This is a genomic window from Kribbella sp. NPDC048928, from assembly GCF_043197975.1.
Lineage (GTDB): Bacteria > Actinomycetota > Actinomycetes > Propionibacteriales > Kribbellaceae > Kribbella.
Genome location: NZ_JBICUC010000005.1, coordinates 193,979 through 213,060, shown reverse-complemented (window position 1 = coordinate 213,060; position 19,082 = coordinate 193,979). Strand labels below are relative to the sequence as shown.

Annotated in this window: 18 protein-coding genes; 12 read left to right on the top strand and 6 right to left on the bottom strand. The window is 69.0% G+C overall.

The genetic code is table 11. The features are described from left to right. The first annotated feature begins 65 nt into the window (after window positions 1-65). The 6 genes from ACGFI6_RS23100 (at window position 66) to ACGFI6_RS23075 (ending at window position 5,756) form a co-directional block, all read left to right on the top strand. Window positions 66-674: a TetR/AcrR family transcriptional regulator gene (locus ACGFI6_RS23100; protein WP_393121735.1), complete on the top strand. Its 609-nt coding sequence runs from the start codon at window positions 66-68 to the stop codon at window positions 672-674. Between the two features lie 3 nt (window positions 675-677). Further along, window positions 678-1,142 (top strand): hypothetical protein, encoded by a 465-nt coding sequence (locus ACGFI6_RS23095; protein ID WP_393121733.1) that lies wholly within the window; start codon window positions 678-680, stop codon window positions 1,140-1,142. A 9-nt stretch (window positions 1,143-1,151) separates the two neighbouring features. After that, a complete protein-coding gene (gene xth, locus ACGFI6_RS23090) occupies window positions 1,152-1,955 on the top strand; it encodes an exodeoxyribonuclease III (RefSeq protein ID WP_393121731.1) in 804 nt (267 codons plus the stop codon). A 35-nt stretch (window positions 1,956-1,990) separates the two neighbouring features. Continuing rightward, complete coding sequence (locus tag ACGFI6_RS23085; protein WP_393121730.1) at window positions 1,991-2,476, top strand: hypothetical protein; 486 nt, start codon at window positions 1,991-1,993, stop codon at window positions 2,474-2,476. A 32-nt stretch (window positions 2,477-2,508) separates the two neighbouring features. Beyond that, window positions 2,509-4,614: a S9 family peptidase gene (locus tag ACGFI6_RS23080; RefSeq protein ID WP_393121728.1), complete on the top strand. Its 2,106-nt coding sequence runs from the start codon at window positions 2,509-2,511 to the stop codon at window positions 4,612-4,614. A 182-nt stretch (window positions 4,615-4,796) separates the two neighbouring features. Next, window positions 4,797-5,756, top strand: coding sequence for an RNA polymerase sigma factor RpoD/SigA (locus tag ACGFI6_RS23075; protein WP_393121726.1), 960 nt, complete (start codon window positions 4,797-4,799; stop codon window positions 5,754-5,756). Between the two features lie 87 nt (window positions 5,757-5,843). Here ACGFI6_RS23075 and ACGFI6_RS23070 read toward each other — a convergent pair whose 3' ends face one another. Beyond that, entirely contained in the window at window positions 5,844-6,560 is a 717-nt protein-coding gene (locus ACGFI6_RS23070; RefSeq protein ID WP_393121724.1) for an HAD family hydrolase, read from the bottom strand. Window positions 6,561-6,604: 44 nt separating this feature from the next. Continuing rightward, a complete protein-coding gene (locus tag ACGFI6_RS23065; protein ID WP_393121722.1) occupies window positions 6,605-7,564 on the bottom strand; it encodes a CPBP family intramembrane glutamic endopeptidase in 960 nt (319 codons plus the stop codon). A 337-nt stretch (window positions 7,565-7,901) separates the two neighbouring features. Between ACGFI6_RS23065 and ACGFI6_RS23060 the strand changes: the two genes are divergently transcribed. Beyond that, entirely contained in the window at window positions 7,902-8,858 is a 957-nt protein-coding gene (locus tag ACGFI6_RS23060; protein ID WP_393121720.1) for a Dyp-type peroxidase, read from the top strand. Window positions 8,859-8,861: 3 nt separating this feature from the next. Here the strand turns inward: ACGFI6_RS23060 and ACGFI6_RS23055 are convergent, their stop codons facing one another. Next, a complete protein-coding gene (locus tag ACGFI6_RS23055) occupies window positions 8,862-9,797 on the bottom strand; it encodes a hypothetical protein (protein ID WP_393121718.1) in 936 nt (311 codons plus the stop codon). Window positions 9,798-9,901: 104 nt separating this feature from the next. Here ACGFI6_RS23055 and ACGFI6_RS23050 point away from each other — a divergent pair, with 104 nt between their 5' ends. The 3 genes from ACGFI6_RS23050 (at window position 9,902) to ACGFI6_RS23040 (ending at window position 13,089) form a co-directional block, all read left to right on the top strand. Beyond that, window positions 9,902-11,452, top strand: a complete 1,551-nt coding sequence (locus ACGFI6_RS23050; protein WP_393121716.1) for an ATP-dependent DNA ligase — start codon at window positions 9,902-9,904, stop codon at window positions 11,450-11,452. Further along, window positions 11,445-12,119 (top strand): class I SAM-dependent methyltransferase, encoded by a 675-nt coding sequence (locus ACGFI6_RS23045; RefSeq protein ID WP_393121714.1) that lies wholly within the window; start codon window positions 11,445-11,447, stop codon window positions 12,117-12,119. Before ACGFI6_RS23050 ends, ACGFI6_RS23045 begins: the two co-directional genes overlap by 8 nt. 61 nt (window positions 12,120-12,180) lie before the next feature. Continuing rightward, complete coding sequence (locus ACGFI6_RS23040) at window positions 12,181-13,089, top strand: helix-turn-helix domain-containing protein (RefSeq protein WP_393121712.1); 909 nt, start codon at window positions 12,181-12,183, stop codon at window positions 13,087-13,089. Here the strand turns inward: ACGFI6_RS23040 and ctaD are convergent. Then, window positions 13,086-14,774 (bottom strand): cytochrome c oxidase subunit I, encoded by a 1,689-nt coding sequence (ctaD, locus tag ACGFI6_RS23035; protein ID WP_393121710.1) that lies wholly within the window; start codon window positions 14,772-14,774, stop codon window positions 13,086-13,088. The genes ACGFI6_RS23040 and ctaD overlap by 4 nt on opposite strands. Before the next feature lie 68 nt (window positions 14,775-14,842). Beyond that, a complete protein-coding gene (locus ACGFI6_RS23030; protein ID WP_393121708.1) occupies window positions 14,843-15,655 on the bottom strand; it encodes an alpha/beta fold hydrolase in 813 nt (270 codons plus the stop codon). Between the two features lie 342 nt (window positions 15,656-15,997). Here ACGFI6_RS23030 and ACGFI6_RS23025 point away from each other — a divergent pair, with 342 nt between their 5' ends. Further along, complete coding sequence (locus ACGFI6_RS23025; RefSeq protein ID WP_393122522.1) at window positions 15,998-16,312, top strand: LysR family transcriptional regulator substrate-binding protein; 315 nt, start codon at window positions 15,998-16,000, stop codon at window positions 16,310-16,312. Here ACGFI6_RS23025 and ACGFI6_RS23020 read toward each other — a convergent pair. Next, window positions 16,309-18,318: a glycoside hydrolase domain-containing protein gene (locus ACGFI6_RS23020; protein ID WP_393121706.1), complete on the bottom strand. Its 2,010-nt coding sequence runs from the start codon at window positions 18,316-18,318 to the stop codon at window positions 16,309-16,311. The genes ACGFI6_RS23025 and ACGFI6_RS23020 overlap by 4 nt on opposite strands. A 151-nt stretch (window positions 18,319-18,469) precedes the next feature. Between ACGFI6_RS23020 and ACGFI6_RS23015 the strand changes: the two genes are divergently transcribed. Continuing rightward, on the top strand, window positions 18,470-19,045 hold the full coding sequence (locus ACGFI6_RS23015) for a TetR/AcrR family transcriptional regulator (protein WP_393121704.1): 576 nt from the start codon (window positions 18,470-18,472) through the stop codon (window positions 19,043-19,045). The last annotated feature ends 37 nt before the right edge of the window (window positions 19,046-19,082 follow it).

The window sequence follows — 19,082 nt, the reverse complement described above, 5'->3', positions numbered from 1 at the left end:
CAGCTTGTTGAGTGGATACTCAACAGTAAGTGCTTGTTGACCATTTACTCAATAGACTCTCTGCCATGAGCCCGACCACTGCCCGCCTGCGTCCGGACGAACGCCGGGCGCAGATCCTGGAGGCCGCGCGCCGGGTGCTGCTCGCGGACCCGCATCGCGAGCTCACGGTCGAGCTGGTCGCGGCCGCGGCCGGCGTCTCCCCCGCGCTGCTGTTCCACTACTTCGGCTCGAAGAAGAAGTTCCAGTACGCCGTCATCGAGGAGGCGGCCGCCGAGGTCATGCTACGGACCGCCCCGGACCCGTCACTGCCTCCGGACGAACAGCTCCGGGCCGGCATCCGCGCATTCGTCCGCGCCGTCCTCGAAGCCCCACAGCTGTACCGCGCGACGCTGCTGAGGTCCGCGGCCGGCGACCCCGAGATCCGCGCGCTGCACTCCCAGCTGCGGCAGGTCTTCAGTCAGTGGGTGATCGGCGCGGTCGCTCAGCGTGGCATCGAGGTCACCCCCGTCGTCGAGCTCGCCTGCCACGGCTGGCAGGGTTACGTCGAACAGACCCTGTTGACCTGGATCGACGACCCGACCGTCCCGCCGGACGCCCTCGAGCACCTGTGCGCGCAGTCACTGGACGCCATCTTGTCGACAACCCAGCCTCTCGACGACGTTCCGAATGAGTGACAGATGAACAAGTTCTTCCTGATCGTCCACATCCTCGCCGCGATCCTCTGCGTCGGTCCGATCACGGTCGCGGCCAGCATGTTCCCGCCGATCGCGCGCCGGATGCTCACCGCGGAGACCCCGGGCGCGGGCGGTCTGGACGTGCTCCACCGGATCACCCGCCTGTACGCCTGGGTGAGCCTGGCCGTGCCGCTGTTCGGCTTCGCGCTCGCGGGCAGCATGCACGTGATGGGCGAGGCCTGGCTGATCAGCTCGATCGTGCTCACGCTGGCCGCCGCGCTGGTGCTGGCGTTGCTGGTCGTCCCGGCCCAGTCGGCCGTACTCGCCGTCGCGGGCGGTACGCCGGAGGCTCGCAGCGGTGTGCTGTCGAAGGCGAAGCTGCTCTCGATGACGAGCGGGATCTTTGCTCTGCTCTGGCTGATCGTCCTGGTGCTGATGGTTGTGAAGCCGGGTCATCACAGAGGGTAGGGTTTCGCCGTGCTGACGGTTGCGACGGTGAATGTGAACGGGATCAGAGCTGCCTTCCGGCGCGGGATGGCGCCGTGGCTCGAGGACACCGACCCGGATCTGCTGCTGATGCAGGAAGTTCGCGCATCCGACGAGGTGCTGCGGGAGCTCCTCGGCGCGGACTGGAACATCGCGCATGCCGAGCCGACGATCGACGGGCACAAGGGCCGCGCCGGGGTCGCCGTGGCGAGTCGGCGACCGATCAAGGGCGAGCGCCTGGAGATCGGCCCGGAGCGTTTCAACGGGACCGGCCGGTGGGCCGAGGCGGACGTGGTCCTCGACGACGGATCGACGTTGACCGCGGTCAGCACGTACGTGTTCACCGGGGAGTTCGAGACGCCGCCGCGCCAGGAGGAGAAGTACGCGTTCCTGGACGCGATCACACAGCGGCTGACCGAGCTGCGCGCGGACGGACGGCACGTGCTGATCTGCGGCGACCTGAACATCGCGCACCGCCAGGAAGACCTGAAGGCCTGGAAGGCGAACCGCAAGAAGAGCGGCTTCCTGCCCGAGGAACGCGCCTGGCTGGATCGCCTGTTCGCGGCCGGCTGGGTCGATCTCGGCCGCAAGTTCGGCGGCGACGGCCCAGGTCCGTACTCGTGGTGGTCCTGGCGCGGCAAGGCGTTCGACAACGACGCCGGCTGGCGCATCGACTACCAGATCGCCTCCCCCGAGCTAGCCGCCGCCGCATCAGCCTGCGTCATCCACCGAGCCCCGACCTACGCCGAACGCTGGAGCGACCACGCCCCCGTCGTCGCCACGTACGACCTTTAATCCAGCTCGCCGAGCGGGGATGCGTCGCGACCGTCGTGAACCACAGCCCGGACGGATTGCCTGACGACGACCGCTCCAACGCCGCAATCGCGGCCGCGACCACCGCCCTGCGCACGCATCCTCGGGTCGACGGCGAGCGCATCGCCCTGTGGTTCTTCTCCGGTGCCGGCCCGCTGGCCTCGCCGTTCCTGCACAGTCCGCCGGAGTGGTTGCGTTGTGTCGCGCTGACCTATCCGGTGCTGGGCGACTCCGAGCTCGTGACGGTGCGCGGCACGCATCCGGTCGAGGCGGTCGCCGGAGCCGGCAAACTCCCGGTCGTGATGACGGTGGTCGGCCATGAGTTGCCCGACGTGGCGCCGACGCAGCCGCCGTTCGTCGAGGCCGCCCGGGCTGCGGGCGTGCGGCTGCAACTCATCGACGTACCGAACGGGCGGCACGGGTTCGACGTACTGGACCACACGGACGAGTCGCGGGCCGCGGTCACGGCCGCGCTGGATGCCGTCACGGCCTTACTCGCTTAGTTGTCAGGTGGGGTCGCGGGTAGTCTCGCGGCATGTCTGAGACTTCATCTGAGCACCCTTCCCTGGTGCCGCCGGTGGCGGCGCGGAAGCCGGTGGAACGGACGCACCACGGCGACACGTTCGTGGACGACTACGAGTGGCTGCGGGACAAGACCGACGACGAGGTGCTGGGGTACCTGCGGGCCGAGAACGCCTACACCGAGGCGCGGACCGCGCACCTGGAATCGTTGCGTGAGGCAATCTTCAAGGAGATCTCGGACCGGACGCTGCAGACCGACCTGAGCGTCCCGGCGCGGCAGGGCGGGTACTGGTACTACTCGCGCACGATCGAGGGTCAGCAGTATTCCCTGCACTGCCGCGTCAAGGCCGACGGCGACGAGCCGCCGGCGACCGGCGGCGCGATCGCCGGCGAAGAGGTGATGCTGGACGGGAACGAGGTGGCCGGCGACTCCGAGTTCTTCTCGCTCGGCACCGTCGACGTCTCCCCCGACGGCCGGCTGCTCGCGTACTCGGTCGACGTCAAGGGCGACGAGCGCTTCACACTGCGGATCAAGGACCTGAGCACCGGCGAGCTGCTCCCGGACGAGCTGCCCGAGGTGCACTACGGCTCGGCCTGGTCCGCGGACGGCTCGACGATCTTCTACACGAAGGTCGACGACGCCTGGCGCCCGTACCAGGTCTGGCGGCACACACTCGGCACCACGGCGTCCGGCTCTGGCGACGTACTGGTGATGGAAGAGCCCGACGAGCGGTTCTGGGTCGGCGTCGACCTGACCCGTAACGAGCAGGCGCTGCTGATCTCGCTCGGCAGCAAACTCACCAGCGAGGTCTGGCTGCTCGACGCGCACAACCCCACGGGCGAGCCGGTCGTCGTCAAGACCCGCCAAGAGGGCGTCGAGTACGACGTCGAACACGCCGGCGACCAGCTCCTGATCACGCACAACGCGGACGCCGCGAACTTCTCCCTCGCCTCCGCGCCGCTCGACTCCCCCGGCGACTGGACGACGCTGATCGCCGGCGACGAAACCAGCCGGCTGCTCGGCGTGGACGCGTTCGCCGACCACGTGATCCTCTTCCGCCGGCGCAACGCACTCACCGAGCTGGCGATCATGCGGCGCAGCGGTGACGGCTTCGGTGCCCCCGAGGCGCTCGAGTTCGACGAGCCGATCTTCACCGTCTCCCCCGGACGCAACGACGAATGGCAGGACACCCGGTACCGGTTCGGCTACACGTCGCTGGTGACGCCGGGTTCGACGTACGACGTCGAGATCGCGACCGGTACGCGGCGACTGCTCAAGCAGCAGCCGGTGCTCGGCGGCGTCGACACCGGCGAGTACACGCAGTACCGGGAGTGGGCGACCGCGGCCGACGGGACCAAGGTGCCGGTCTCGATGGTGGCGCGCAAGGACGTCGCCAAGGACGGGAACGCGCCGGTCGTGCTGTACGGGTACGGCTCGTACGAGTCGTCCATGGACCCGTGGTTCTCGATCGCGCGGCTGTCGCTGCTCGACCGGGGCGTGGTGTTCGCGATCGCGCACGTCCGTGGCGGCGGGGAGCTGGGCCGGCACTGGTACGACGACGGCAAGATGCTCACCAAGCGCAACACGTTCACCGACTTCGTCGCGGCGGCGAAACATCTCGTCGAGGCCGGCTGGACCAGGCCGGAACGGATCGTCGCGCAGGGCGGCAGCGCCGGCGGCCTGCTGATGGGCGCGGTCGCCAACCTGGCCCCGGACGCGTTCGCCGGAATCGTCGCCGAGGTCCCGTTCGTGGACGCACTGACGTCGATTCTGGACCCGTCGCTGCCGCTCACCGTGATCGAGTGGGAGGAATGGGGCAATCCGCTCGCGGATCCCGAGGTGTATGCGTACATGAAGTCGTACTCGCCGTACGAAAATGTCACCGCACAGCACTATCCGCCGATCCTCGCGATCACCAGTCTGAACGACACCAGGGTCCTCTACGTCGAGCCGGCGAAGTGGGTGGCGAAACTCCGCGCGACCGCGACCGGCGATTCCGACGTGCTGCTCAAGATCGAGATGGAGGCCGGGCACGGCGGCCGCAGCGGGCGCTACGACGCCTGGCGCGAGCTCGCGTTCTCGCTCGCCTGGGAACTCGACACCCTCGGTCTGAGCTGAAAAAAGCGGGAATTTACTGCCCCTTGGTGTGTGTTGTGCAACACATCAAGGGGCACCGGTGTGCGCAATGAGGAATTGCTGCCGGGAACTCTCAGGGAACCTTCAGGGTGTTTACACACTGGTACCGGAATCTTGAACCCTACTCGAGCGTTGCTCTCCATGTAACGACGAAGGGAGTTTCGGTGGCTCGCATGGCTCGTGTCCGCAGCACGGACGACGGTATCGACGGCAAGGACAGCGTTGGTCTCTATCTTGAGGAGATCGCGCGGACCCCGCTGCTGACCGCAGAGGAAGAGGTCGAGCTCGCTGAGACGGTCGAGGCAGGACTCCTGGCGGAGCAACTGCTGGCCGAGGGGCGGGTTGGACGAAAGAAGGGCGGAGCGCCCAAATATGCGACGGAGGAAGAGCTGGAGTGGCTGGCCGAGGCAGGCCAGCGCGCACAGCAGCGGTTCGTGACCGCGAACCTCCGGCTCGTGGTGTCGATCGCGCGCCGTTACGGGCGGTCCCAGATGCCGCTGCTGGACCTGGTCCAGGAGGGCAACACGGGGCTGATCCGGGCGGTGGAGAAGTTCGACTACCGGAAGGGTTTCAAGTTCTCGACGTACGCGACCTGGTGGGTGCGGCAGGCGATCACCCGCGGTATCGCGCAGCAGGCCCGCGTGGTCCGGCTGCCGGTGCACGTGGTGGAGCAGCTGAACCAGATCGGGTCCGCACGGCGCACGCTGGAACGCAAGCTCGGGCGGGAGCCGGAGATCGACGAGATCGCGGCCGAGCTGGGCCTGGAGGTGGAGCGGGTCACCGAACTGATCCGCATCGGCCGGGACCACATCAGCCTGAACAGCCCGGTCGACGACGAGGGCGAGACCTCGCTGGGCGACCTGATCGCGGCGGAGACCGCGCCGGGTCCGGACCAGCTGGTCGCGGACGCGTCCGACCGCTCGGGGCTGTTCAGTCTGGTCGACCAGCTGGACCCGCGATCGGCAGACGTGATCCGGCGACGGTACGGTCTGCACGACGGCCGGCAGGCCAAACTGGCCGACATCGGCGCCGTGCACGGCATCTCGGCGGAGCGTGTCCGCCAGATCGAGCGCGAGGCGCTCGGCCGGCTCCGCCTGATGGCGGACCCGACGCTGGCCGCATAACGCAGCACCGGTAGTTACCCCGAAACCCCTCAGGACCCCTGGGCCACGATCTGGCCCGGGGGTCCTTCGGGTTTCAGGCGGCGGGGTTCAGGCGGCGGCCGCGTTCCAGGTGTCGATCAGGGCGGGGAGCTCGGAGAGCCGCTGGACGGTCGCGTCCGGCGTCCCCTCCGTGTGGCCGACCTGCTCGCGCGGGATCGCGCTGTGCGGCAGGTGCGCGGCCCGCATGCCCGCGTTCTGCGCGCCCCAGACGTCGTCGAACAGCCGGTCGCCGACGAACAGGCACCGGGCCGGCTCGGACACCCCGACCGCGCGCATGGCCGCCAGGAACGCCTCCGGGTGCGGCTTCGTGTGCGGGATCTCGCTGGTGTAGACCGCGCCGTCGAACAACTCCAGTACGCCGTCGCGGGCGAAGATGTCCTCGTGCCGCCGACGGGGCCAGATCGTGTTCGACAGGACGCCCAACTTCAGACCCTGTGCCTTCAGCGCGTGCAGCGTCTCGATCGCGTCCGGCTCGAGCACAGTGTGCGGATCCCACTGCCGCTCGTACTCCGCGAGGGCGGCCGGGGTCATGACGACCTCGGCCAGCGTGCAAACCTCCTCGAGGGTGCTGCTGCGGTGCTCGTCGCGGGACCGCCGCCAGACCGTGCCCTCGGCGGCGACCAGCCGGGCCGCCAGGTCCTCAGGGTCCGGCTGGTCGAGCACGGCGGTCACCGCGCGCCAGGTCTCGTGCAGGGAGATGTCGTGCCAGGTTGCCAGCGTGCCGCCCCAGTCGAACAGCACGGCCTCGATCTTCGCGTTCGTCACCCGGCACAGCCTGCCAGACCCGACCGACAGTTCTCGCGGGCTTTTCAGCTCAGCCGGGCGACCTCGCGACGACGCGCGAGCCAGGTCACCGCGTACGCGTAGGCGGCCAGGCAGACGGCGTCGCTCACGAGCAGCGTCCACGGCGCGCCGCCCTGCTGGTCCCACTCGGCGCCATGACCCATTGCCGCAGGCAACAAAAAGGCGATCAGGTTGTTGAGCACGTGCAGCGCGATCGCCGCCTCCAGTCCCCCGGTCCGGACCGTCAGCCAGCCGACCGTCACCGCGAACAGGAACACGTCGGCCATCGCCCAGCCGGTGTACCCGTGCCCCAGCACGAACGCCGCCCCGCCGACCACGATCCCCGGCCACGGCGACCGGAACAGCTTGCGCAACCGCCGCGCCTTCCCGTCGGCGCCGTCCACGCTGTCCGGACCGTACGCGCCGACCGCCTGGATCAGCCAGCCGCGGAACACGAACTCCTCGGCCGTCGACTGGAAGGGCACGAGGATCAGGATCACCAGCGCCGGTACGACGAACGCGCCGAACCCGATCCAGGCACCGCCCTCGGACCCGATCGCGTCCTCGGGTGGCGCGACGGCGTCGACGAGCAGGCCCACCAGGTACGAGAGGGCGACGTAGCCAAGGGCGGGCAGGCAGCACCAGAGCAGCCAGCGCCAGCGGATCCGGTTCAGGACCGAGGCGACGCTCCAGAACGGGCGGCGCTGGACCAGCCACGCGGCCAGGCCGACGAGCGGTGTCAGGATGCCGAGCAGCGCCAGCGACAGCGCAAGGTTCTCAGTGTCGCTCGGGAAGACGTCGGTGCCGCTCGGAGCCGGGAAGCTGCCGGCCGTCAGCTCGTGCACGATCGCCCAGGCGAGCACCACGAACGTCATCGCGAAGAAGCCGCAGAGGCCGAGCAGGAGGGTGCCGGCGATCGGCCGCCACCAGACGTGCTTCGGCGTCCGGCCGAGGCGGTGGAACGGAGTACCGGTCGGGGCCGGCACGATGCGCGGCTCGCGGACCCCGTACTGCGCCGGATACGGACCCGGCTGCGGATAGGGCCCCGGCTGGCCCCACGGCTGCGGGTACGGCCCGGGCTGACCGTACTGGCCCGGCTGGCCGTACGGACCTGGTTGACCGTACTGGCCTGGCTGGCCGTATGGGCGTGGCTGGCCGTACGGGCCTGGTTGGTTGGGAGGACCCGGCGTGGCGGGGTGGGGCGGCGGCGGTGGTTGCTGCCCCGGCTGGGAGTATGGGCCCGGTTGCGGAGGCGGCCCGGGCTGTTGCGGGTCCATGACTGGACTCTAGAAGATCGGGCCAAGGGGACGGAGGGAGACCACGATGGTTGGTGAACCGGATCGGGAGACGGACGCGCTACCGCAGTCCGTACTGATGCCGCTGAGCGGTTCGGCGATCTTCCTGGTCGTGCAGATCGAGCCGGACGGCGAGGATCGCACACGGGACCTGCTGGAGCGGCTGAGCGGCCTGGTGCGCTCCGTCGGCTTCCGGGTGCCGAGCGGGAACCTGTCCTGTGTCGCCAGCATCGGATCGGACGCATGGGACCGGCTGTTCGGCGGACCGCGACCGGCCGAGCTGCACCCGTTCGTCGAGCTGAAGGGCGCCACCCACCACGCGCCGTCGACGCCAGGCGACCTGCTCTTCCACATCCGGGCCGCACACCAGGACCAGTGCTTCGAGCTCGCGAGCCAGATCATGACCGTGCTCGACGGCGCCGCGACGGTCGTCGACGAGGTGCACGGCTTCAAGTACTTCGAGATGCGCGACCTGCTCGGCTTCGTGGACGGCACCGAGAACCCGACCGGTACCGAGGCCCGCGACGCCGTCCTGGTCGGTGACGAGGACCCCGGCTTCCGGGGCGGCAGCTACGTGATCGTCCAGAAGTACCTGCACAACCTGAAGACCTGGAACGCGCTGAGTGTCGAGCAGCAGGAGCTGGCGGTCGGCCGTACCAAGCTCGACGACATCGAGCTCGCCGACGCGAAGAAGCCCGGCAACGCGCACATCGTGCTGAACGTGGTCGAGGACGACGACGGCAACGAGCTGCAGATCCTGCGTGACAACATGCCGTTCGGCACCGTCGGCACGCAGGAGTTCGGCACCTACTTCATCGGGTACGCGAAGACGCCGGCGGTGACCGAGCTGATGCTGCGCCGGATGTTCATCGGCGTCCCCGAGGGCAACCACGACCGGCTGCTCGACTTCTCCACCGCGGTCACCGGCGGCCTGTTCTTCACGCCGCCGGCGGACTTCCTGGACGAGCTGCCGCCGGCGCCGTGAGGATCACTCGCCGAACAGCGGAGCGGCGACCACGCTGGCCCAGCTGAAGTCCAGCTGGTCGTCGAAGGTCGCCGGCACCTTGCCGAGGCTCTTGATCACGGTGGCCGTTCCGTTGGCGTGTCCAACGGCGTACAGGTAGCCGGAGCCGGTCTCCTTGTCGATCCCGAGCAGCAGCGTGCCGTAGTTCCCGCAGCGCGCGGTGAGGAGCGTCTCGAAGCCCTGCCAGGTGCTCCTCCGGACCGGTTTCACGACCGGCTTCATCGGCGACCTGAGCGGGATGTGGATCGTGTAGAGCGCACCGCCCCGCGTCGTCGCGAGCAATGTGTCGTACGTCGACGTACGGCTGAGCAAGGTGACCGCCTTGACCGCGGAGAAGCCCGGGTACGAGCCGGCGGCGTGCCAGACGTTGGTGCCGTCGTTCTGCGGGGTGAGGTTCCAGCGAAACAGGACGCCGTCGTTGCGGAGGGCGTACATCCGGTGCCCGGAGGTCTCCAGCGACCACGACTGGGTGAGGGTCCGGAACGCGTCCCAGCCGCTGCCGACCCGGGTCATGCTGCTGCTGACGACCTTGCCGCCGGTGCCCTTCTCGACCCATTGGTGTGCCTGGTACATGACGCCGCCGGACACGACATGGCCGTCGTACGACATCTGGTCCGGGTTCAGGTCGTCGTCCCACACCCAGTTCGTGCTCAGCGAGATCGCGCGGTCGCCGAACGGCTTCAGGGCCATCGTGTCGACCGGCTTCACGGTGATCGGCGACGTCGCGTTGACGTACCTGTCGACGGTGTTCTTGGCAGCTGTCAGCCCGCCGGACTCGACGGAACAGGTGTTCGCAGCCTGCGCTGTTGCCTCCGCCGGCGCTGCGTGCGCCGGTGCGGCCGCGGTCAGTACCGGGACCGCCAGCGCCAGCCCCGCCATCAGCGTGATATTACGTCGCATCTCAACTCCCCATTTGTGACCGATGTATTCAGCACGATGCACGCTAGCCAGCCAAAGTTGCGGTACGACCTCGGATTGTCGGCGGCTTGCGCGAGACTGGGGGCATGTTGCTCACCCAGGTGGTCGAGACCTCGGCCGCGCTGGCCGGGACGCGGTCGCGGCTGCAGAAGGCCGGATTCATCGCGGGGCTGCTCTCCGAGGCGACCGAGCCGGCCGAGATCGAGATCGTCGTGACCTACCTGTCCGGCGAGCTGCGCCAGCGCCGGACCGGAGTGGGCTGGCGGACCCTGATGGACGCTCCCGACCCGGCTCCGGAGCCGTCGCTGACGGTCGTGGAGGTTGATCACGCGTTCGCGGAGCTCGCCGAGATGTCCGGCACCGGTGTGCAGGCCCGGCGCCGTGCGGCCGTCGACGAGTTGTTCGGCCGGGCGACCGCGCCGGAGCAGCAGTTCCTGCGGCTGCTGGTCGGCGGCGAGCTGCGGCAGGGCGCGCTCGACGGCGTGATGGCCGACGCGGTCGCGCGGGCCACGGGCATTCCGCTGGACAAGATCCGGACCGCGGCGATGCTGCGCGGGGCGACGGCTCCGGTCGCGGTCGCCGTGCTGACCGAGGGCGAGCCGGGGCTCGCGCAGTTCGGGCTGGAGGTCGGCCGCGGCGTGCAGCCGATGCTCGCGCAGTCGGCGACCACAGTGGCCGAGGCGTTGACCAAGACCGGTGCACCGGCGGCGCTGGAGTGGAAGCTCGACGGCATCCGGATCCAGGCGCACCGCGACGGCGAGAAGGTGGTCGTCTACACCCGGACGCTCGACGACATCACCGCCCGCGTACCCGAGGTCGTCACCGCTGTCCTGGCCCTCGAGGTCCGGCAGGTCGTGCTCGACGGTGAGCTGATCGCGCTGCGTCCGGACGGTCGGCCGGAGCCGTTCCAGGTCACCGGCTCCCGGACCGCGACGCGGGCGACCACGGGTCCGGAGACCGTGCCGCTGACGCCGTACTTCTTCGACATCCTGCATCAGGACGGTGAGGACCTGCTCGGGCTCGACGGCGCCGAGCGGCACGACCGGCTCTCGAAGCTGCTGCCCGAGGAGCGCCGCATCCCGCGGCTCGTGACGGCTGACGCCGAGGCGGGTCAGGCGTTCTTCGACGACGCGGTGCGACGGGGACACGAAGGCGTCGTGGTCAAGTCGCTCACCGTTCCGTACGAGGCCGGCCGGCGCGGATCCGGCTGGGTAAAGGTCAAGCAGACGTTCACCCTCGACCTGCTGGTGCTCGCGGCCGAGTGGGGCCACGGCCGCCGCAAGGGCTGGCTGTCGAACCTGCACCTCGCCGCACGCGACGACGAGACCGGCGAGTTCGTGATGCTCGGGAAGACGTTCAAGGGGCTCACCGACGAGCTGCTGCGGTGGCAGACGGAGCGGTTCCAGCAACTTGCCGTACGGCAGGACGACTGGACCGTCTACCTCCGGCCGGAGGTGGTGGTGGAGATCGCCTTCGACGGGGTACAGACCTCACCGCGGTACCCGGCCGGCATGGCCCTGCGGTTCGCCCGCGTGATCCGGTACCGCGACGACAAGTTGCCGACCGATGTGGACACCGTGCAGACCGTACGGAGCATCCATGCCGGTCCTGAGTTGGAGGACGCAATCGATGACTGAGGATCCCGATGTCGTGTCGCGGCGGATCGCCCGCGAGTCGCTGGACCGCGACGACCCGACCGGCTGGTTCGAGGACCTCTACGCGGCAGCCGCCGACGGCGACGCGGTCGTACCGTGGGATCGTGGCACCGCGCACCAGCTGCTCGTCGAGTGGATCAACGAGTCCGAGCCGGACGGCAGCGGGAAGACCGCACTGATCGTCGGCGCCGGCACCGGGTGGGACGCGGAGCTGGTCGTCGACCGTGGGTACGACACCACCGCGTTCGACATCTCGCCCAGCGCGATCGAGACCGCACACCGCAACCATCCGGACTCCAAGGTGCACTACCTGGTCGCCGATCTGTTCCACCCACCCGCCGACTGGCACGGCGCGTTCGACCTGATCGTCGAGATCTACACGGTGCAGGCGCTCCCGATCGCCCTGCAGGCCGACGCGATCAAGCAGGTCACCAGCCTGGTCGCCCCCGGCGGCACCCTCCTGGTCATCGCGGCTGCCCGTCCCGACGGCCAGCCCGATGCGGACGTCCAAGGCCCACCCTGGCCGCTCACCCGCGCAACCATCCAGTCCTTCACGGCCCCGGACCTCCGCCTCATCCAGCTCGAGCAGGCCCCCAGCCCCTCCGATCCCACAATCCACCGCTGGCGCGCCGAATACCTCCGCGACTGAGGCTGCCACCGACCTGGGATCACATGGGAACATTTGTTCGATAGTGCTGTAGACTCGTCGTATGGCGGGGCGAAGTGTGGTGGGGCCTACTGCTCTGCGGATGGTGTTGGGGAGTCATCTGCGGGCGTTGCGCGAGCGCGCCGGCGTCAGCCGTACGGACGCAGGCTGGGCGATCCGCGCCTCGGAGTCGAAGATCAGCCGCCTCGAGCTCGGCCGGGTCGGGTTCAAGGAGCGCGACGTCGCCGACCTGCTCAGCCTGTACGGGGTGAGCGAGGCCCGCGAGCGGGACCGCCTGCTGGAGCTCGCCCGCGAGGCGAACAACCCGGGCTGGTGGCAGCGGTACGGCGACGTCACGCCCGAGTGGTTCGACGCGTACCTCGGGCTCGAGGCGACCGCCGAGCTCATCCGGACGTACGAGATCCAGTTCGTCCCCGGCCTCCTCCAGACCGCGGCGTACGCCCGCGCCGTCGCCCAACTCGACCCGAGCAGCACCTCGTCGACGTCGCGGAGCCCGACCCAGGCAGTCAGCACGCGCTCCGAGGGCGACATCGAGCGGGTCGTCGCGCTCCGGACCCGGCGCCAGCGCGTCCTTGACCGCGAGCCGCCGCTGCGCCTCTGGGCCGTCATCGAGGAGTCCGTCCTGCATCGGCCGATCGGCGGCACCAAGGTGCTCCGCGATCAGCTCGTCGCCCTCCGCGACGCCGTTGCCCGCCCGAACGTGACCATCCAGATCGTCCCCCTGGAGAACACCGGCCACGCAGCCTCCGGCGGGGCGTTCAGCCTGTTCCGCTTCCCCCAGCGCGACCTGCCGGACATCGTGTACGTCGAGCACCTGACCAGCGCCCTCTACCTGGACAAACGCGACGACGTCGAGACCTACACCCAGGCCTTGGAGCTGGTCGCCTCCACCAGTCCCCCACCCGCCCGAACCGCACACACCCTGACCCGTCTGCTGGAGCGCCTGGCCTAAACCTCGATCTCGTCCCTATGGGCGGTGGCGGAGAGCTCCGGATAGTGCACATCGAACGCCGGCGACTCCGACCGGACCCGCGGCAACGACACGAAGTTGTGCCGCGGCGGCGGACAACTGGTCGCCCACTCCAGCGAGCGCCCCCAGCCCCACGGGTCGTCCACCTCGACGCGAGGACTGCGCCGCGACCTGTAGATGTTGTAGAAGAACGGCAGCATCGACGCACCCAGGATGAAGGCACCGACGCTCGACACCTGGTTGAGCGTGGTGAAACCGTCGCTCACCCGGTAGTCGGCGTACCGCCGCGGCATGCCCTCGACACCCAGCCAGTGCTGCACCAGGAAGGTCGTGTGGAAGCCGATGAACAGCAACCAGAAGTGCAGCTTGCCGAGCCGTTCCTCGAGCATCCGCCCGGTCATCTTGGGCCACCAGAAGTAGAACCCGGCGAACATCGCGAACACCACCGTGCCGAAGACGACGTAGTGGATGTGTGCGACCACGAAGTACGAGTCCTGCAGTTGGTAGTCCAGTGGCGGCGAGGCCAGGATGATCCCGGTCAGGCCACCGAAAAGGAAGGTGGTCAGGAAGCCGATCGCCCACAGCATCGGCGTCTCGAACGACACCGACCCGCCCCAGATCGTGCCGATCCAGTTGAAGAACTTCACCCCGGTCGGGACCGCGATCAGGAACGTCATGAACGAGAAGAACGGCAGTGCGACCGCGCCGGTGGTGAACATGTGGTGCGCCCAGACCGCGATCGACAAGGCGCCGATCGCGACCGTCGCCGCGATCAGGCCGTAGTACCCGAAGACCGGCTTGCGGCTGAAGACCGGCAAGATCTCGGTGACGATGCCGAAGAACGGCAACGCGATGATGTACACCTCGGGATGCCCGAAGAACCAGAAGAGATGCTGCCAGAGAATCGCCCCGCCGTTGGCCGCGTCGAAGACGTGCGCCCCGAGGGTTCGGTCCGCCTCGAGCACCAGCAGCGCCGCCCCGAAAGTCGGGAACGCGACCAGCACCAGGATCGACGTCACCAGCACGTTCCAGCAGAAGATCGGCATCCGGAACATCGTCATCCCGGGCGCCCGCATCGAGACGATCGTCGTCACGAAGTTCACGGCGCCGAGGATGGTCCCGAGACCGGCCATCCACAGACCCATCGTCCACAGGTCGCCGCCGACCCCCGGCGACCTGACCCCACCCGACAACGGCGAGTACGCCGTCCAGCCGAAGTCGGCCGCGCCGCCCGGCGTGAGGAAGCCGCTGATCGTGATCAGGCCGCCGAACAGGAACAACCAGTAGCTGAACATGTTCAGCCGCGGGAAGGCCACGTCCGGCGCGCCGAGCTGCACCGGCATGATGACGTTGGCGAACCCAATGAACAGCGGCGTCGCGAACAGCAGCAGCATGATCGTGCCGTGCATCGTGAACAGCTGGTTGTACGTCTCCTCGTTGACGATCTGCAACCCCGGCTCGGCCAGCTCGGCGCGGATCAGCAGCGCCATCACACCGCCGGTCAGGAAGAACGCGAACGACGTGACCAGGTACAACTGGCCGATCACCTTGTGGTCGGTCGTCGACAGCAGCCGGCCGATCACCAGCCCCAGCGGCCGCCGCCCCACCTGGGCCGCGGTCGATCCGGTGCGCTCGGTGACTCCGGCATGCCCGCTGACGCTGGCCATGCCACCTCCCGTACTACCGCATCCCTTCGATTAGACACCTATCGATCGAAGAGCAACAGGCCCATCGCCTACCTCGCGATCACCGGCAGTTCGTCGACGAAGGTTGTCCAGTACGGCTCCGAGAGCCCGTGGCCCATGCCCTCCAGCACCACCAGCCGCGCGCCCGGCACAGCCTTCGCAATCGCTTCGCCGTGTGGGAGCGGAAGCAGCGGATCCGCATCGCCGTGCATCACCACCACCGGCACACTCAGGTCCCCGAATCCCCCGTTCCGCGGCCCGTCGAACGTCATCGCGTAGTGATTGGTCAGCGAAGCCTCGTAGTTGCGCGCCTGCCCCATGTCCTGCCGCACCAGTGCCCGCGCCGACGCCTCGTCGAAGTGCCCGGCGGCCTCGGCCTCGATCGACCGTACGACGTACTCCTCGACCGCAGCCGGATCGCCGAAGTCCGGCGTACCGAGCCGCGGCATCGTGGCCGACGGCGGCGGCAGGCCTTCATCGCCGGTGCTCGACGACACGAACGTCAGCGACCGCACGTACGCCGAGTGGTCGACGCCGAGCATCAACGCCGTGCCGCCGGACATCGACTGCGCCACGACGTCCGCCTGTTCGATGCCGAGGGCAACGAGCAGAGCGACGGCGTCCGCGGCCAGGTCGCTCATCGCGTAGCCGGGCACGCCGACCGGGAACGAGGTCGACTGCCCCGTGTCGCGCTGGTCGTAGCGGATCACATACCGCCCGCGGCGCGCGAGCTCCGCGCACAGGCGGGCGTCCCACCAGAGCATGGACGCGCCGGCGCCGTGGATCAGCAGGATCGCGGGGTCGGCCGGATCGCCGTACGTCTCCACACAGAGCTCGACGCCGTTGACGGTGTAGGTAGTCATACTGACGACCGTAGAAGCGCATCATGATCGTGAAAAGCGATTGATTCTTATCAAACCGATCGCCTGTGGCGATAGCATCGGCTTCATGTACGAGCTGCGCCACCTCGCAACGCTGGCCGCACTGTTCGACCGGCCGGGTGGGCCGAAGCCGGTGCGCATCACGCCGCTCGGCGCGGTCGTCCTGCAGCACGGACGCGAACTGTTGCGGCGGGCGGGCGAAATGACTGACGGGATCGAACGATTCCGGGCCGGTGACAGCCGGATCGACATCGGCACCTTCCAGACCGTCTCGAACACACTGCTGCCGCACGTGATCCGCGGGCTCCGGGATGCGCATCCGGGCTGCGACATCCGGCCATCTGCCACCAGGCGGTCGTCGAGGCGTTCCTGGCCGCACGCGGCATCCGGCCGCAGTTCGTGTTCCGCACCGAGGGCAACGAGGCGCTGCTCGCGATGGTGCGTGCCGGTCTCGGTGCGGCGCTCGCACCACGCCTTGCCGTACTCAGGCACGACGAGAGCCTGGCGCTGCACGAGCTCACGCCAGGCCTCCCGCCGCGGGAGATCTTCTTGCTGTGGCAGGCCGGCCGCACGCACTCACCGCTGGCAGCCCACGCGATCGAGCTGGCACGGACTGCGGCGGCCGACCTCGCCGGTTAGCTGACCGTCAGGACCTTGGACGCGGTCTGCGTACCTTGATGGTCGGCGTCCGCCAGCCACACAACCCGGTACGTGAACGTGCCACGCGCGGTCGGCTTGATGCTGAACGCGTACTTCCCGTTCGTCGTCAGCTTCCCGGTCGTCACGGCCACCCAGGTCGTACCCGAACGCCGTTGCAGGTACGCCGTCGTACCGGCGTGCGGCGGATTCAGGTACCCGTACAGCAGCGTCGATCCGCCGAGCCTGATCGCGGCCGGAGTCAGGTACGCCGACAGCGCCGGATGCACCTGCACCAGCGGTGCTGCACTCCGCGTGCCCAGCACACCGGCACCGCCGTTGTAGCCCCACATGTAGTACGTCGAGACGGCCGGCTTCTGGGTCGTCTTCACGATCCCGTTGGCGTCGGACGTGAACGACCCGACCGTCGACCACTTGGAGGCGGTCTTCGCCTTCGAGTACAGCACCACCGGTACGCCGGCCAGCTTGCCGCCGTCCAGCTTCGTCACCGCGGACGAGAGCGTCACCGCGCCCGTGTACATGATCGACGCGGGGCTCGCGCCGATCGTCGCCTTCGAGCCCACCAGCCGTACGTCTGCGCCCGGCCCGATCTTGCCGCGGGCATCCTTCGTCCACACCCGGTACGCGTAGCTGGCCGAGTTCGGCAGGCCGGTCTGCGTGTAGATGCTCGCAGCACCGTTGTAGACCGCCGTACCCGACGTCGTCAGCGGCGGCGGGGTCGAGCCGGCCGCGTTGCGCAGCATGACCGTCGTGTTCAGAGGCTTCGTCCAGCGCAGGGCCGCGGCCGCGACGCCACCGGTGACGGAGAAGCCCGTGACGGGCGCCGGTGGCGCGGTCAGGTTCAGGTAGTTCTTGTCGATCGAGATCGTGACGCCGCCGTTGGTCTCGCTGACATCGCCCGCGAACTGGTGCACCCGCTGGTGGTTGGTCCAGTACGCCGAGTTGATGAAGCGGCTCGTACCGGCCGGGGAGCCCCAGTGCGCGAACCAGATGTTGTCCGGCCGCGTGTACGCCGTACTCGTGTAGGCGCTGTTCAGGTCGGCGCCGCCCGATGCGGCACCTACGTACGCGCCGCCGACGTAGCCGCGCGAGTTCAGCTCCTGGGTCCAGCCGCTCAGGTACGAGAGCACGGCCGCCTTGCAGGCCGGCGTCGACGTGTACGCCTCGATGTCGCTGTAGATCGCGCTGCGCGGCGCGAACCCGAGCGCCTGCGCCGCGGCGATCGCGTTGGTCGCGGCGTTCTTCCCCTGGACGAACGTGGTCGCCGGCCGCGACGACATCAGGCTCTTGTACGTCGTGCACGGCGCCTGCAGGCCGACGTCGATGAGCAGGAACTGCCAGCCCTTGGCCGCGTTCGCCGCCACCCAGCCGGAGGTCAGGTTCGGCTGGGCGCAGGCCCGGAGCCCACCGCTGATGTAGATGCCGACCCCTTGGTACGTCGGGCGCCAGGCGTCCATCGCGGACTGCGCCGGCGCGGCGCAGGTGTCGAACCCGTTCCCCGCGAAGTTGCCGGTAGCAACCACCGACGGCGCTGCGGCCGCGGCCTGCGGGGTGACCCGGGCCGACGGGGTCTTCGTGACGACGCGGCCGGAGCCGAGCACGTCGCTCGCGGCCCGCTCGGTGCCCGGCGCGTAGTACGCGGTCGCGAGCACACCGGCGTCGGTGATCGCGCGCCGCAGCAGGCCGTCGCTGGACGCCTGCGTCGTGGTCAGCGGCTCGAGGATCAGGCCGGAACTCCGGCCGACCAGGTGCGCCGGGCAGTTGGCCTGCGCCGTACTGCGGCCCAGGTACACCGCGGGCTGGTCGAGGCGCACACACGCGGTCGGGTCGGCGGCCAGGTCGACCACGGGCCAGGTGGACGGGACAGTCACTTGGTAGCCGCGGTACGCCACGGTCTTCGTGTCGCCGGCCGCCGCCGGACCGGTAGCGACAAGGCCCGCCACCAGCGCGAGGGCGAGTGCGATCCCCGCAGGTCTGAACAACCTCACATTGCTCCCCAGATTCGAAGTCGGAAGTGCCCCCAAGTGAAGGCGAGCGCCTGCTCCGTTGTCGAAGAGCATCCGGCACTCGCCACGATGCGCAGATGCTATCGCCCGGCATTTTGGATCGATCGGTACAGAACGTGTTAGGCTCTAGGGCATGCCGAGACCGAGAACGTTCGACGAGGATCGCGCCGTCGACGCCGCGATGCGGGTGTTCTGGACAACGGGCTACGAGGCCACGTCGACGCAGGACCTCTGCGCGGCGACCGGTCTCGGCCGGAGCAGCATCTACAACACGTTCACGAGCAAGCGCGAGCTGTTCGACCGGGCACTGCGGCGGTACGTCGATCGCTTCACCGCCACGCAACTCGAGGTGATCACCGACGAGACGCTGCCGATCCGTGAGCGGGTCCGGCAGATCCTGTGGACGGCGGTCGAGCCGGATCCCGACGTACCGGCGGGCTGCTTCGTGATCAACACGATCGTGGAGCTCGGGCCGACGGACCTCGAGATCATCGACCTGCTCGACCGCGACCACCAAGCCAAGCTCGAGGCGCTCACCGCGGCAATCCAGGCGGCGCAGGCCGCGGGTGAGCTCGATGCCACGCAGGACGCCGCCGGGCTCGCGACGTACGTCTTCACCGTGCTCGGCGGCCTGCGAGTCGCGGCCCGGCGCGGTGCGGGGCCGGACAGTCAGCGGACGGTCGTCGAGGCAACACTGCGCAGTTTCTGACCTGTACTTTCGCGCGGGCCGATCGCTGCCCGCGTTT

What these genes read in the sequence shown, in the direction of transcription:
- ACGFI6_RS23100 (WP_393121735.1), top strand. Translation starts at nt 66, where the DNA reads ATGAGCCCGACCACTGCCCGCCTGCGTCCGGACGAACGCCGGGCGCAG.
- ACGFI6_RS23095 (WP_393121733.1), top strand. Translation starts at nt 678, where the DNA reads ATGAACAAGTTCTTCCTGATCGTCCACATCCTCGCCGCGATCCTCTGC.
- ACGFI6_RS23080 (WP_393121728.1), top strand. Translation starts at nt 2,509, where the DNA reads ATGTCTGAGACTTCATCTGAGCACCCTTCCCTGGTGCCGCCGGTGGCG.
- ACGFI6_RS23060 (WP_393121720.1), top strand. Translation starts at nt 7,902, where the DNA reads ATGGTTGGTGAACCGGATCGGGAGACGGACGCGCTACCGCAGTCCGTA.
- ACGFI6_RS23055 (WP_393121718.1), bottom strand. Translation starts at nt 9,797, where the DNA reads ATGCGACGTAATATCACGCTGATGGCGGGGCTGGCGCTGGCGGTCCCG.
- ACGFI6_RS23050 (WP_393121716.1), top strand. Translation starts at nt 9,902, where the DNA reads ATGTTGCTCACCCAGGTGGTCGAGACCTCGGCCGCGCTGGCCGGGACG.
- ACGFI6_RS23045 (WP_393121714.1), top strand. Translation starts at nt 11,445, where the DNA reads ATGACTGAGGATCCCGATGTCGTGTCGCGGCGGATCGCCCGCGAGTCG.
- ACGFI6_RS23040 (WP_393121712.1), top strand. Translation starts at nt 12,181, where the DNA reads ATGGCGGGGCGAAGTGTGGTGGGGCCTACTGCTCTGCGGATGGTGTTG.
- ctaD (WP_393121710.1), bottom strand. Translation starts at nt 14,774, where the DNA reads ATGGCCAGCGTCAGCGGGCATGCCGGAGTCACCGAGCGCACCGGATCG.
- ACGFI6_RS23030 (WP_393121708.1), bottom strand. Translation starts at nt 15,655, where the DNA reads ATGACTACCTACACCGTCAACGGCGTCGAGCTCTGTGTGGAGACGTAC.
- ACGFI6_RS23015 (WP_393121704.1), top strand. Translation starts at nt 18,470, where the DNA reads ATGCCGAGACCGAGAACGTTCGACGAGGATCGCGCCGTCGACGCCGCG.